Below are 13,722 nucleotides of genomic sequence, written 5' to 3'. Positions count from 1 at the left end.
AGCCCTTGAGCCAGCCCTTTATGCGTTCAAGCAGCGCCAACGGAGACCGTGCCCGGTGCGTCTTGCAGCATCTCCCAGACCCGCGACGGGGTGAACGGCATGTCCACCTGACGCACGCCAAGCGGCCAGAGCGCGTCCTGCACGGCGTTGGCGACCGCGCCGAGCGCGCCGACGGTGCCCGCCTCGCCACAGCCCTTCATCCCGAGCGGGTTGGCGGTGGAGGGCACCACCTCGGTATGGAACTCGATCATCGGCAGGTCGAGCGCGCGGGGCATGCCGTAATCCATGAAGGAGGCGGTCAGAAGCTGGCCGTCCTCGTCAAAGACCGTGTGCTCCATCACCGCCTGCCCGATGCCCTGCGCCACGCCGCCGTGGACCTGTCCCTCGGCCAACATCGGGTTCATCAGGACGCCGAAATCGTCGACGACGGTGTAACGGTCGACGCGGGTCTCGCCGGTGTCGCGGTCGATCTCCACCTCGGCGATGTGGCAGCCGTTGGGGTAGGAGCGGCCGGGCAGCGTTGTCGTCTCGGACGCGCGGGCGAGGTCTTCGCGGCCAGCCGCCGTGGCGCGTTCGGCGGCTTCCAGCAGGGTTATCACCACGTTCGAGCCGGGCGCGCGGAACACGCCCTCCTCCGCGTCGAAGGCGATGTCGCGGGCGTCCATCTCGTCGGAGAGGAAGCCTGTCAGCCCGTCGATCAGAGCCGCCGCCGTCGCCCGCATCGCGGTGCCCTGCGTCGTGACCGAGCGCGACCCCCCGGTGCCGCCGCCGTGGGCGATCCGGTCGCTGTCGCCTTGCACCACCTCGATCTGGTCGAAGGGCAGCCCGGTCTGGTCGTGAAGGATCTGACGGTAGACGGTCTCGTGCCCCTGCCCGTTGGACTGGGTGCCAACGTAGAGCGTCGCGCCCGCGCCGGTCAGTTCCACCGTCGCCGTCTCGTCGGGCGATCCGAGGATGCTCTCGATGTAAAAGCCGATGCCGAGGCCGCGCAGCTTGCCCTTGGCCTCAGACGCTTCCCGGCGCGCGGCGAACCCCGCGATGTCGGCCTCGGCCACGGCGCGGCTCATCACGCGGTCGAATTCGCCGACGTCGTAGAGCTCCCCGGTTGCCGAGGTATAGGGGAAGGCGTCGGGCTTGATGAAGTTACGCCGGCGCAGCTCCACCGGGTCCACGCCCAACTTGCGCGCGGCGAAATCCATCACCCGCTCCAGCGCGTAGATCGCCTCGGGCCGGCCCGCGCCGCGATAGGCGTCCACCTGCGTGGTGTTGGTGAAGATGCCGCGATTGCGGAACGACGTGGTCTGGATGTCGTAGGGGCCGCAGAGCACCTTGGAGAAGAGACCGGACTGGATGCCCTGACCGAATTCCGAGTTGTAGGCCCCCATGCTCGACAGGCTATCGACCTTGTAGGCGGTGATCCGGTGATCGGCGTCAAAGCCGAGCGTGCAGGTCACCGAGAGGTCGCGGCCCGCGTTGTCCGAGAGCATCGACTCGGTCCGCTCCGCCATCCAGCGGATCGGGCGGCCGAGTCGCCGGGTGGCCAGCGCCACCAGCAGGTATTCCGGGTAGACCATCGCCTTCATGCCGAAGCCGCCGCCCACGTCGGGGTTCGTCACCCGGATCTGGTCGGGCGCCACCTGCAAGAGCTTGGCGAGGTCCTTCTTGATGCCCCAGACCCCCTGCCCGTTCACCGCGAGATGCAAGCGGTCGCCGTCCATCTCAGCGTAGCAGCCGCGCGGCTCCATCGAATTCACGATCACCCGGTTGTCGTAGCTGGTCAGGGTCACGACATGGGCCGCCTCGGAAAGCGCCTTCTCGGTGGCGTCCGCGTCGCCCATGCCGAAGTCATAGACCACGTTGTCAGGCGCGCTCTCGTGGATCACCGGACCGCCCGGCGCGAGGTCGAGCTTCACGGGCAGGTCGCTCGCGTCGAAGCCGATCAGCTCGGCCGCGTCCTTCGCCTGTTGCAGGGTCTCGGCCACGATGAAGGCCAGCGGGTCGCCCACGAAGCGGACGCGTCCCTCGGCAAGGATCGGGCGCGGCGCGGCGCTGCCCTTGGTGCCGTCGCGGTTCTCGGCCTGAAAGAAGCGCATGGCGTTGGCCACGCCCATCTCGTTCAGGTCGCCAGCGGTGAGCACGGCGTGGACGCCCTCGGCCGCCCGCGCTTCAGAGACGTCCAACTCGGTGATTTCGCCATGGGCCATGGGCGCGCGAAAGACGTAGCCCACCAGCGCGCCCTCGGGGGCGATGTCATCCACGTAAGCCCCCGCGCCGGTCAGGAAGCGGGTGTCTTCATGGCGGGTGACGGATTGGCTGGAGCCGAATTTCGACATCGGGCGCACCTTTCTGCGAGGGGTTTTCCGGGGAGAGACTAGACGTGAGGCAGCCCATGTCCAGAGGGGGTTAGCGGAAGATGAGGCCGGGGGTTTCGGTGACGGTGCCGATCCGGGTCGCGCCGGGAATGGTGCCCACGGCCTCGGCGGGAATGGCGGCGAGAAGGCCGCCGGCGGTCTGCGGGTCGAACATCAGATCGGCCCGCGACGTGGCGGGGGCGTCCGCGGGAACGGAGGCGCGGTTCTGCGCCCAGAGGCTCGAGCGGATGCCTTGCGCGGCCAGCGCCTCGGCCCCGGGCAGGAGCGGCACGTCGGCCAGCGTCACCTCTGCGCCCACGCCCGAGGCGCTGCAGATGTTGGCCAAATGCCCCGCGAGGCCGAAGCCTGTCACGTCGGTCATCGCATGGGCGACCGGGGCCAGCGCGCGCGCCGCCGCGCCGGAGGGGGTCGTCATCGACTGCCAGCAGGCCAGTACTGCCGCGCCCTCGGCCTTCATCTGCATCTCGGCCGCGAGGATCACCCCGGTGCCGAGGGGTTTCGTCAGCACCAGCGCATCGCCCGGCCGCGCGCCGCGTAGGGTGATGGCGGGGCGTTCCAGCAGGCCGGTCACGGTGAAGCCCACGGTCAGCTCGCTCCCGCCCGAGGAATGACCGCCGACAACCGCGACGCCCTCGGCGGCGAAGATCTCTCCGGCGGCCGCCATGACCTCGTCCAGCCAGCGGCCCTGAAGGCGCGCTTCCACGCGCGGCAGGATGACCTGCGCGAGCGCTGCTTGCGGCGTCGCACCCATGGCCCAGATGTCGCCCAAGGCATGGACCGCCGCCGCGCGGGCCACGAGCGCGGGATCGAGCGCGAAGCCGCGCAGGTGATCGGTGCTGATGACCTGCGCCGCCTCGCCCATGCGCAGGACGGCCGCGTCGTCGCCGGGCACCGCTTCCACGTCCGGGCGGGAGGCGCCGGCGGGTTGCGCCAGCACCGATTGCAGCGCGCCCGAGGCGAGCTTCGCGCCGCAACCGCCGCAGGGCACGGGGCCGGCCATTTCCTCGGCCACGCCAAGCGCCGCGCCCTTGGGAGCCTTGGGCAGCGGCATTTCGGGCAGCTCGCGGAACTTGTCCATGAACGTCTGGTCAATGCGGTTCTTCAGCTGCCACATCAGCCCGCCCGAGACGGCGAGCCCGCGCTTCTCGGCCACCGCGCGCTTTCCCCCGAGCGAAACGAGCTTGAGGAAATCCTTCTGCGGGCGGAACGGCTTGCTGCGCTGCCCGAGCAGCGCGGCGCGGAGGTTGTGGGCGAGGATCGGCGCGGCGCGCACGGCGTAGACGCCCGCCTTGGGACGGGGATCGTGGGAGAGGTGCACGCAGTCCCCCGCCCCGAAGATCGCGGGGTCGGCGGGCGAGCGGAGGTGCGCGTCCACCACGAGGAAGCCGTCCTTGCAGGGCAGCCCACTCTCGGCGATCCAGCCCTGCGGCGTGGCCCCGGCAGCACCAATCGTGAGGTCCGAGGCAATGCGGGTGCCGTCCGTCAGCACCACGGCATCGGACGCGACCGAGGCGATCTCCACCCCCTCCTTGAGGCTCACGCCATGGTCCGAGAGCCCCTGCAAGAGCCGCTGACGCGCGGCAGGCACGACCGAGGTCAGAACCTCGCCCCGGTCGATCACGCTGACGCGGGCCTCACGCCCGAGGCTGCGCATCCGGTGCGCGGCGGCCATGGCAACCTCGCAGCCCGCGACGCCGCCGCCGATGATGGCAATGGCGATCGGGCCGCTTTCCGCGCAGATCCGCGCCCAGGTACCGGCGAAACGGCCGAGCGGCTTGGCGGCCACGCCATGTTCCGCGAAACCCGGCAGCGTGGGCATCTCCGAGGTGATGCCCACGTCGAATGACAGGAGGTCGTAGGACACCTCGCGGCCCGAGCCGAGGCGCACGACCTTGGCGGCCGGGTCCACCGCCACGGCGCGGTCCACCAGCAGGCGGGCCTCGGCGAAGCGGGCAAGGCGCACGAGGTCGATGTCGAGCGCCTCGCGCGCGTAATGGCCCGCCAGATGACCGGGCAGCATGCCCGAATAGGGGGCGGTGGGGCCGGGGTTGACCAGCGTCAGCCGCACCCCCGGCACCGGCTTCATGCCCCATTTGCGCAACACGAGGGCGTGGGTATGGCCGCCGCCCAGAAGAACGAGCTCCTTCACGATGGGCGTGGCGGGGGTCATGCCTCGCTCCAGCCGTGGGCGAAGGGATCCTCGGGATAGCCCACGCCGGTCATGTAGAGGCCCTGCGGCGGGGCGACGGTGCCGCATTCCGCCCGGTCACAGGCCGCCAGCGCGCGGGCGATGTCGTCGGGCGCCCATGCGCCGGAGCCCACGTGCTCGAGCGAGCCCACGATGGAGCGGACCTGGTTGTGCAGGAAGGAGCGCGCCTTGAGGTGGAAGCGGATCTCGGTCCCGGCGGGCAGCGGGATCTCCTCCACCTCGACCTTGTCCATCGTCTTTACCGGGGAGTTCGCCTGGCAATGGGTGGCGCGGAAAGTGGTGAAATCATGCTTGCCGATCAGGTGCTTGGCCCCCTCCGCCATGGCCGCCACGTCGAGCTTGCCGCGCACGCCCCAGGCGTGGCCCGCCTCGTGCACCAGCGGCGCGCGGCGGCTGATCATCCGGTAGGTGTAGCTGCGCCATGTGGCCTCGAAGCGGGCATGGAACGCCTCGGTGACCTCGGCGCAGGCGGTGATCGCCACAGGGGCGGGCTTGAGGTGGTAGTTCAACGCCTCGGCAAGGCGGAACGGCTCCCACGCACGTTGCAGGTCGGCGTGGGCCACCTGGCCCAGGGCATGAACGCCCGTGTCGGTCCGGCCCGCGGCGGCGATGGAGGGGATGTCCTTCTCCAGCCGTGCCAGCGCGGCCTCCACCGTGCCCTGCACCGAGGGCAGCTCGGCCTGGCGCTGCCATCCCTTGAAGGGGCGGCCGTCATATTCGATCCTGAAAGCATAACGCGGCATGGCATGGGGCTAACCCAAACCGGCTTGCGCGTCCATTGGCCCTCGAAACCTTTGACGCGAATGCCTATCTTTGGGCGAACGCAGAGCAGAGAGGATGCCGCCCTTGGTCATCGGAGCCATCGCAGACACCCTTGGCCGGGGAATCGAATCCGTGTCCGGCACGGTCTCGGAGACTTTCTTCGAGCCGGTCATCCGCCTGGGCGTCACCGGGCTGGCGCGGTCGGGCAAGACGGTTTTCATCACCTCGCTGGTCGCCAACCTGTTGGACCGGGGCCGGATGGCGGGGTTGGAGGCGGCCTCTTCCGGGCGGATCGAGGCGGTCTACCTGCAGCCGCAGCCCGACGACACGGTGCCGCGCTTCGAGTTCGAGAGCCATCTGGCCGCGATGACCGGCACGACGCCCCATTGGCCCGAGAGCACGCGCTCGGTCTCGGAACTGCGGGTCTCGCTGCGGGTGCGGCCCAACGGGTTGCTCTCGGGTCTTTCGGGGCCGCGGACGGTGCACCTCGATATCGTGGATTACCCCGGCGAATGGCTGCTGGACCTTGGCCTGCTGGATCAGAGCTATGCCAAATGGTCGGCAGAGGCGCTGTCCAAGGCGCGGGCGCGCAACGAGGGTGCGCGGTTCATCGCCCGACTGGAGGCCGTGGACGGCTCGGAGAAGCTCGACGAGGCCACGGCCAGCGAATTGGCGCGGGAGTGGACGCGCTACCTGAATGCCGCGCGCGACGCGGGCTATTCCGATTGCACGCCGGGGCGCTTCCTGCTGCCCGGCGATCTGGAAGGCTCGCCCGCCCTCACCTTCGCGCCCCTGCCCGAGGGCGAGGCCCCGCGCGGCAGCCTCGCGCGCGAATTCGCGCGGCGGTTCGAGGCCTACAAGTCTCAGGTGGTCAAACCCTTCTTCCGCTCGCATTTCGCGCGCATCGACCGGCAGGTGGTGCTGGTCGACGCGCTTGGCGCGATCCACAGCGGACCGCGCGCGGTGGAGGATTTGCGGCAGGCGCTGTCAGGCATCCTTGGCAGTTTCCGGCCCGGACGGAACACCTTCCTGACCTCGATCCTCGGCAAGCGGGTGGACAAGATCCTCTTCGCCGCGACTAAGGCGGACCACCTGCACCACGAGCAGCACCCTCGGCTGCAGGCGATCATGGAAGCGCTGGTGGCCGATGCCCGGCGGCAGGCAGACTTCTCGGGCGCGAGCACCGGGGCCATGGCCATCGCCTCGCTGCGCGCCACGGTGGAAGAGATGCGGCGCGTCGGCGGCGAGGACCTCGGCGTGGTGCGCGGGGCGCTGTTGGAGAGCGGACGGCAGGCGGCGCTGCATCCGGGCGATCTGCCGGCGGACCCCTCGGCACTGCTGGCACCGGCGCGGGACGGGGCGGAGGCTTGGCTCGACGGGGATTATGACGTGATGCGTTTCGCCCCTGCGCCGCTCTCGCTGCGATCCGGGGAAGGGCCGCCTCATATAAGGCTGGACCGGGCGGCGGAATTCCTCATCGGGGACAAGCTGCGATGAGCGGGTGTGGGATAGGGGCTCTGCCCCTCGCACGGCTTTCCCGGGGGGAAATCCGCGCTCACCCCGGAGTTGTATTGGCCAAGATGAAGAGGGGGGGAGCCGTCCATGAGCACGCGTAAGGGCCCTGTGCTGATCGAGTTGGAGGAAGCGCCCGGGGCGGGGCCGGAAGCGGCAGCGCCGGTGCCGGATTTGGGTGCGCCAGCGGGTGCGGCGGCGGACGGGCGCGCGATGCAGGTGGTGGCGACCCTGGGGGCGAAGCGGCCCTCGCGGCTGGCGCGGTTTTTCTGGGCGGCGCTTCTGGGGTTGGTGGGCTTCGTGGCCTCGCTCGCCGCGTGGAACTTCGTGACGCGGCTTTTGGCGGCCGAGCCCGTGTTGGGCTGGATCGCCTTTGGCTTGGTGGCGGCGGTCCTTTTGGCGCTGGTGTTGATCGCCCTGCGGGAACTGGCGGCATTCGCGCGGCTTGGGCGGTTGGACCGCGTGCATCAGGCTGCCGAAGCGGCGCTGGCGGAGGGCGACCTGGGCCGTGCGCGGCAGGTGACGGGCCAAATCGCGGCGCTTTATGCCGGGCGGCCGGAGCTGCGGCTCGGGCGCGAGGCGCTGGAGCGGCAGCGGGAGGAATTGTTCGATGCGGCGTCGCTTTTTGCCTTGGCGGAGGCGGAGGTGATGGTGCCGCTGGACCGGGCAGCTGCGGCGCAGATCGAGGCGGCGGCGCGGCAGGTGGCGACAGTGACGGCGCTGGTGCCCTTGGCGCTGGCCGATGTGATCGTGGCCCTGACCGCGAACTTACGGATGATACGGCGCATCGCCGAGATCTACGGCGGGCGCGCGGGCACATTGGGAAGCTGGCGGCTGACCCGGGCGGTGATGACTCACCTGGTGGCGACCGGGGCCGTGGCGATCGGGGACGATCTGTTGGGCTCGGCGCTTGGCGGCTCGGTCCTGTCGAAGCTGTCGCGGCGCTTCGGGGAGGGCGTGGTAAACGGCGCGTTGACCGCGCGCGTGGGTCTGGCCGCCATGGAAGTCTGCCGCCCGCTGCCCTTCGGGGAAGGACGGCGCCCGAGCGTGACCGGCCTGATCCGCCGGGCCCTGACCGGGCTGGTGGGCCGATCGGAGGGCTGACACCGCCGCCCGACCGTGGCATGGAATGCCATGGCAGCCGCAAACGACACTCCCGACCGGCCCCTGCTCGGCATCTTGCTGATGCTCGGGTTCTGCATGGTCATTCCGTTCTCGGACGCGTTGGCCAAGCTGTTGGGGGCGACGTTTCCGCTGCTGCAGCTCGTCGTCGTGCGCTTCGCGACGCAGACGATCCTCTTTGTGCCCATGGCGATGATGTCCGGGGCGGTCCTGTTTCCCACGCGGCGGGTGTTGGGGCTGACCTTCCTGCGCGCCGGATTGCAGATCGCAGGCCTGTTGCTGATGTTCTCGGCCCTGCGCGTGTTGCCGCTGGCGGACGCCGTGGCGATTGCCTTCGTCATGCCCTTCCTGATGCTCCTGCTCGGGCGCTTCTTCCTCGACGAAGAGGTCGGGCCGCGGCGGTTGGTGGCCTGTGTCGTGGGGTTCATCGGCACGTTGATGGTGGTGCAGCCCAGTTTCGCGGCCGTCGGATGGGGGGCGCTCTTGCCGATCGGGGTGGCCTTTGCCTTCGCCTTCTTCATGCTGGTGACCCGCGCCATGTCGCGCGAGATCGATCCGCTGGCGCTACAGGGCGCCTCGGGGCTGGTGGCGCTGCCGCTGGTGGTGCCGTTCCTGTTCCTGCCATTGGCCGACACCGCGCCGCTGGCGGGTTGGGTGACACCGCGCGGCGCCGAGATCTGGTTGCTGGTGGCGCTCGGCGTTTTCGGGTCCATCGGACACCTGCTGATGACATGGTCCCTGCGTTACGCGCCCTCGGCGACGCTGGCGCCGATGCAATATCTCGAGATCCCGATGGCGACCCTTGTGGGATTTGCGATGTTCCGGGACTTGCCGAACGGTCTCGCCGCGCTCGGCATCGCGGTGACCATGGCCTCGGGGCTCTACATCGTGTTCCGCGAGCGCAGCATCAGCCGCGTGAGCGCGGTGTAAGCGCGGCCATTGGCGGCACGAGATCTCCACATACCAGACGCGTAAGCACCCGGGGCAGCGGCCATGTCCGGCTGAGCGGCGCAAGGACGTGATCGCGCAGCATCGGCAGGGCGGCGCTGTCGGATTGGTACTGCGGTGTGAAGGCGGCGGAGAAGGCCTGGTAGAGCCGCACATGGGCGCGGCGCGCGAGGGCATAGTGGCGCAGCGCCTCTTCGGTCCGCCCCTGCGCGCCGCGCAACGCTAGGTGGAGCGCGTGGGCATCGAGCAGGGCCATGTTCGCGCCCTGCCCCAGTTGCGGAGAGGCGCGGTGCGCGGCATCGCCGATATGCACGAGACCCTCGCCATAGGGTCGGCGGAGGGTGCCATGGGTGTAGTGCGCGGGGGTGAAATCCGCGTGCGAGAACGCGGCGGGCAGATAGCTTTCGAACTCGGGCCAGAGCTGCGCGGCCTCCGCCCGCCATTGGGCGAAGGGACGGGCGAAGTGTTGCTCGATATCGGCGACGGGGAGCGAGTAGAAGACGGCGGCGAGGCGCGTTTCGGGCGCATCGCGGCGGGTGCCGATCGGCAGGATGCCAAGCATCCGGTCGGCCTTGCGGTAGCGCTGCGTCAGGTGGTCCCGCGGGAAGGCCGCCCCTTCGGGCCAGGGCACCGTGGCCCAGACCGCGCCGTAGGGCAACGCGCGCGCCTTGAGGGGCGAGAGCGGCGACCGGGCGCCGAGGGCGTCGACGATCAGATCGAAGGGGCCCGTGCGACGGCCACCGATCAGAAGATGCTGCCCATGACGTCCGGTGACCGGGCTGGAGGGCGTGATCCGCGCCCCTGCCCGCTCGGCCGCCTCGAAGAGCGCGGTGAAAAGGGCCGCGCGATGGATGCCCAAGCCCTGCCTCTGGGGCGTGGCGCCATAGCTGACCGAGAGGACGACCTTGCGGCTCCGCGCCTCGTCGCCGTGCATGTGCAGGATCGGCGTGCCGCGCGTCAGGGCCTCCTCGGCCGCGCCACAGGCCTGCAGCACCTCCATGCCGACGGGTTGGATGACAAGCCCGGAGCCCACGGGGCGGGGTGCCTCGAACTGATCGAACACCTGCACGACGTGGCCGTCCCCGGCCAATAGGGACGCCGCCGAAAGGCCTCCGATCCCCGCGCCGGCAATGGCGATTTTCATCTTCATGTTCACCACCTTAGCCGCCGTGACCCGCGCGCCCATGCGGCGCGACGTCCTCGTTGGAGATTTTCCATTGCCCGCAGTGTCGGCCCCATGTTCCATGGCGCTGTTTTTCAACGAGGACGCTTTTCCATGAAATTTTCCGATCTTACGATCTTGTCCAAACTTGCCATCGGCCTTGTCATTCTCGGTGGTATCTTCAGCTTTTCGATGTCGAACACCTCCACGGCCAATGGGGTGACCACCTGCGAGACCTATGACTATGGCCGACTGATTTTCGGCGGCCTTGCCGTCATCGTGGGGGGCTTGGGCGAATTTGCAGCCCTTCGCCTGCGGGAGACGCGGGTGGTGAACCTGCTGGCCTCGGGCGGCGCCTCGATGCTTGGCATCCTCTTGGTGCTGATCGGGTTGGGTATTCTCGGCGGTGCCTGCTGAACCAGCCCCCTTTGACCTTGCCGTGCTGCGGGAGTATATGCGCCCCATGGCACGGCAATTCGGCATATTCATACGAATTAGCAACCCGGCGCTCTGACCAGAGACGCCGGGATTTTCGCGCGCGCGGGACTTGAGCCTCCGCTCCGCCCTGCTACACCCCTTCTGACATTCGAATATGAGGAGCGCCTGTCATGTGCGCCGCTGAACCCGTGGACTACAAAGACACGCTGAACCTGCCGAAAACCGATTTCCCGATGCGTGCGGGCCTGCCCAAGCGCGAGCCCGAGTGGCTGGCGCGATGGGAACGGATCGATGTTTACAATCGCCTGCGCGACAAGGCCGCCGACGCCAAGGGCACCGACGCCGCGCGCACGCCCTTCACGCTGCATGATGGCCCGCCCTATGCCAACGGCCACCTCCACATCGGCCATGCGCTCAACAAGACGATCAAGGACATCATCGTGCGCAGCCACCAGATGATGGGCCGCGACGCGCGCTACATCCCCGGATGGGACTGCCATGGCCTGCCGATCGAGTGGAAGATCGAAGAGCAGTACCGCAAGAAGGGCAAGAACAAAGACGCCGTCGATATCGTCGAATTCCGCAAGGAATGCCGTGACTTCGCCGCCGGTTGGGTCGACATCCAGCGCGACGAGTTCAAGCGCCTCGGCATCACCGGCACCTGGGACAAGCCTTACCTGACGATGGATTTCCGCGCCGAGCGGATCATCGCGGAGGAGTTCCAGAAGTTCCTGATGAACGGCACGCTCTATCAAGGCTCCAAGCCGGTCATGTGGTCGCCGATCGAGCAGACCGCGCTGGCCGAGGCCGAGGTGGAATACCACGACAAGGAGAGCTTCACGATCTGGGTGAAGTTCAAGGTGCAAGGCGCCGAGGGCGACCTCGACGGCGCCAATGTCGTGATCTGGACCACGACGCCCTGGACGATCCCCTCGAACAAGGCGGTCGTCTACGGAAACGACGTGGCCTACGGTCTCTATGAAGTCACCGACACGCCTGAGGAATGTTGGGCCGCCAAGGGCGACCGCTTCCTGCTGGCCGACAAGATGGCGGCTGACGTTCTCGGCCGTGCCCGTTTGGAAGAAGGCCAGTGGAAACGCCTGCGCGATGTGCCGACCTCGGAGCTGGAAGGCCTGTCGCTGCAACACCCGTTGGCTGGCGCCGAGGGGGGCGAGGGCGAATGGGACGACCTGCGCGACTTCCGTCACGGCGATTTCGTCTCGGACGAGGAAGGTACCGGCTTCGTTCATTGCGCGCCGTCGCACGGGATGGAGGAATACGAGCTCTACCGTGACCTCGGCATGTTGGAGCAGGTCATCACCTACAACGTGATGGACGACGGCTCCTTCCGCGCCGACCTGCCCTTCTTTGGCGGCCATTACATCCTGTCGCGCAAGGGCGGCGAGGGCACGGCCAACAAGGCGGTCATCGACAAGCTGGTCGAAGTCGGCGGCTTGCTCGCGCGCGGCAAGATCAAGCACTCCTACCCCCATTCTTGGCGCTCCAAGGCGCCGGTGATCTACCGCAACACGCCACAGTGGTTCGCGGCCATCGACAAGAAGATGTCTGTCGGCTCGGATGAATTCACCATCCGCGACCGCGCGTTGCAGGAGATCGACAAGGTCCACTGGACCCCGAAATCGGGCCGCAACCGTCTGCACTCGATGATCGAGGCGCGCCCCGACTGGGTGCTCTCGCGCCAGCGCGCCTGGGGCGTGCCGCTCACCTGCTTCACCAAGAAGGGCGCGCTGCCCACCGATCCTGACTACCTGCTGCGCAACGAGGCGGTGAACGCCCGCGTGCTGGAGGCCTTCGAGGCCGAGGGCGCTGATGCGTGGTACAAGCCGGGCGCCAAGGAGCGCTTCCTCGGCAGTGATGTGGACCCGGAAGCCTACGATCAGGTCTTCGACATTCTCGACGTCTGGTTCGACAGCGGCTCCACCCACGCCTTCGTGCTGCGCGACCGCGAGGACGGGACCGAGGACGGCATCGCCGATGTCTACATGGAGGGCACCGACCAGCACCGCGGCTGGTTCCATTCCTCGCTGCTGCAATCGGTCGGTACCCGAGGCCACGCGCCCTACCGCAACGTGGTGACCCACGGCTTCACACTGGACGAGAAGGGCATGAAGATGTCCAAGTCCATCGGCAACACCATCGTGCCGGAGGAAATCGTCAAGCAATACGGTGCGGATATCCTGCGCCTCTGGGTCGCCCAGACCGATTACACCGCCGACCAGCGGATCGGGCAGGAGATCCTGAAGGGCACCGCCGACAGCTACCGCAGGCTGCGCAACACGATGCGCTTCATGTTGGGCTCGCTCAGCGATTTCTCGGAGGCCGACCGCGTCGCCCACGGCGACATGCCCGAGTTGGAGCGGTGGGTGCTGCATCGCCTGACCGAGCTGGATGCCACGGTGCGCGACGGCTACGCCAAGTTCGACTTCCAGGGCGTGTTCCAGGCGGTCTTCACCTTCGCGACCACGGACCTCTCGGCCTTCTACTTCGATATCCGCAAGGATGCGCTCTATTGCGACGGCGACACCGCGCGCCGCCGCGCCGCGCGCACGGTGCTCGATATCCTGTTCCACCGCCTGACGACCTGGCTCGCGCCGATCCTCGTCTTCACGATGGAAGAAGTCTGGCTGGAACGCTTCCCGGGCGAGGACTCCTCGGTGCATCTCGTGGATATCCCCGAGACGCCCGCCGAATGGGCCGACGCCGCGCTGGCCGCCAAGTGGGCGCGCGTGCGCAGCGCCCGCCGGGTCGTCACCGCCGCACTGGAAGTGCAGCGCCGCGACAAGGTGATCGGCGCGTCGCTGGAGGCCGCCCCGGTGGTTCACGTCGACGATGCCGAAGTGCTCGACGCCCTGCGCAGCGTGCCTTTCGACGATATCGCCATCACCTCCGACGTGGCACTGACAGACGATCCGGCCCCCGCCGAGGCGTTCCGCCTGCCCGAGGTGGAGGGCGTCGGGGTGGTCTTCGAGCGGGCCGATGGCGAGAAGTGCCAGCGCTGCTGGAAGATCCTGCCGGACGTGGGCAACCATGACCACGACGGTGTCTGCAAACGCTGCGACGAGGCGCTCGACGCCTAACCCGCACAGCAGCGCTCGCAAACATGGCCGCGTCCCATCCCGGGGCGCGGCTTTTTCGTGGACGGCTCTCATCACCAGTTCTGTGAATTGGTTCACCGC

General features: G+C 68.5%; 9 protein-coding genes. 5 read left to right on the top strand and 4 right to left on the bottom strand.

Features of this window, described 5'->3' with window-relative positions:
- Positions 1-26 precede the first annotated feature (26 nt).
- The 3 genes from KYE46_RS05455 to truA form a co-directional block, all read right to left on the bottom strand.
- Positions 27-2,333, bottom strand: a complete 2,307-nt coding sequence (locus tag KYE46_RS05455; RefSeq protein WP_219004018.1) for a xanthine dehydrogenase family protein molybdopterin-binding subunit — start codon at positions 2,331-2,333, stop codon at positions 27-29.
- 70 nt (positions 2,334-2,403) lie between these two features.
- Positions 2,404-4,542, bottom strand: coding sequence for a selenide, water dikinase SelD (gene selD, locus KYE46_RS05450; protein WP_219004017.1), 2,139 nt, complete (start codon positions 4,540-4,542; stop codon positions 2,404-2,406).
- The gene (truA, locus tag KYE46_RS05445; protein ID WP_219004016.1) at positions 4,539-5,324 is read right to left on the bottom strand and encodes a tRNA pseudouridine(38-40) synthase TruA; all 786 of its coding nucleotides are present in this window, start codon (positions 5,322-5,324) and stop codon (positions 4,539-4,541) included. The genes selD and truA overlap by 4 nt, the downstream gene beginning before the upstream one ends.
- 103 nt (positions 5,325-5,427) lie before the next feature.
- Between truA and KYE46_RS05440 the strand changes: the two genes are divergently transcribed.
- From KYE46_RS05440 to KYE46_RS05430, 3 genes are all read left to right on the top strand, one after another.
- A complete protein-coding gene (locus tag KYE46_RS05440) occupies positions 5,428-6,840 on the top strand; it encodes a YcjX family GTP-binding protein (RefSeq protein WP_219005024.1) in 1,413 nt (470 codons plus the stop codon).
- A 105-nt stretch (positions 6,841-6,945) separates the two neighbouring features.
- The gene (locus KYE46_RS05435; protein WP_219004015.1) at positions 6,946-7,959 is read left to right on the top strand and encodes a YcjF family protein; all 1,014 of its coding nucleotides are present in this window, start codon (positions 6,946-6,948) and stop codon (positions 7,957-7,959) included.
- 30 nt (positions 7,960-7,989) lie between these two features.
- Positions 7,990-8,907 (top strand): DMT family transporter, encoded by a 918-nt coding sequence (locus KYE46_RS05430; RefSeq protein WP_219004014.1) that lies wholly within the window; start codon positions 7,990-7,992, stop codon positions 8,905-8,907.
- Here the strand turns inward: KYE46_RS05430 and KYE46_RS05425 are convergent.
- Positions 8,885-10,171, bottom strand: a complete 1,287-nt coding sequence (locus tag KYE46_RS05425; protein ID WP_247716923.1) for an FAD-dependent oxidoreductase — start codon at positions 10,169-10,171, stop codon at positions 8,885-8,887. The genes KYE46_RS05430 and KYE46_RS05425 overlap by 23 nt on opposite strands.
- Positions 10,172-10,201: 30 nt before the next feature.
- Between KYE46_RS05425 and KYE46_RS05420 the strand changes: the two genes are divergently transcribed.
- Both KYE46_RS05420 and ileS read left to right on the top strand, forming a co-directional pair.
- On the top strand, positions 10,202-10,504 hold the full coding sequence (locus KYE46_RS05420) for a hypothetical protein (RefSeq protein ID WP_219004013.1): 303 nt from the start codon (positions 10,202-10,204) through the stop codon (positions 10,502-10,504).
- Positions 10,505-10,695: 191 nt separating this feature from the next.
- Positions 10,696-13,623, top strand: a complete 2,928-nt coding sequence (ileS, locus tag KYE46_RS05415) for an isoleucine--tRNA ligase (protein WP_219004011.1) — start codon at positions 10,696-10,698, stop codon at positions 13,621-13,623.
- Positions 13,624-13,722 lie beyond the last annotated feature (99 nt).

The sequence above is a fragment of the Gymnodinialimonas ceratoperidinii genome (genome assembly GCF_019297855.1).
GTDB lineage: Bacteria > Pseudomonadota > Alphaproteobacteria > Rhodobacterales > Rhodobacteraceae > Gymnodinialimonas > Gymnodinialimonas ceratoperidinii.
Note: the sequence above shows the minus strand (reverse complement) of the source record. Positions and strands in the feature narration are given on the sequence as shown.

Bases quoted from the DNA above. Each gene is read 5' to 3' on its own strand.
- KYE46_RS05430 (WP_219004014.1), top strand. From the start codon at position 7,990: ATGGCAGCCGCAAACGACACTCCCGACCGGCCCCTGCTCGGCATCTTG.
- ileS (WP_219004011.1), top strand. From the start codon at position 10,696: ATGTGCGCCGCTGAACCCGTGGACTACAAAGACACGCTGAACCTGCCG.
- truA (WP_219004016.1), bottom strand. From the start codon at position 5,324: ATGCCGCGTTATGCTTTCAGGATCGAATATGACGGCCGCCCCTTCAAG.
- KYE46_RS05435 (WP_219004015.1), top strand. From the start codon at position 6,946: ATGAGCACGCGTAAGGGCCCTGTGCTGATCGAGTTGGAGGAAGCGCCC.
- selD (WP_219004017.1), bottom strand. From the start codon at position 4,542: ATGACCCCCGCCACGCCCATCGTGAAGGAGCTCGTTCTTCTGGGCGGC.
- KYE46_RS05455 (WP_219004018.1), bottom strand. From the start codon at position 2,333: ATGTCGAAATTCGGCTCCAGCCAATCCGTCACCCGCCATGAAGACACC.
- KYE46_RS05425 (WP_247716923.1), bottom strand. From the start codon at position 10,171: ATGGAACATGGGGCCGACACTGCGGGCAATGGAAAATCTCCAACGAGG.
- KYE46_RS05420 (WP_219004013.1), top strand. From the start codon at position 10,202: ATGAAATTTTCCGATCTTACGATCTTGTCCAAACTTGCCATCGGCCTT.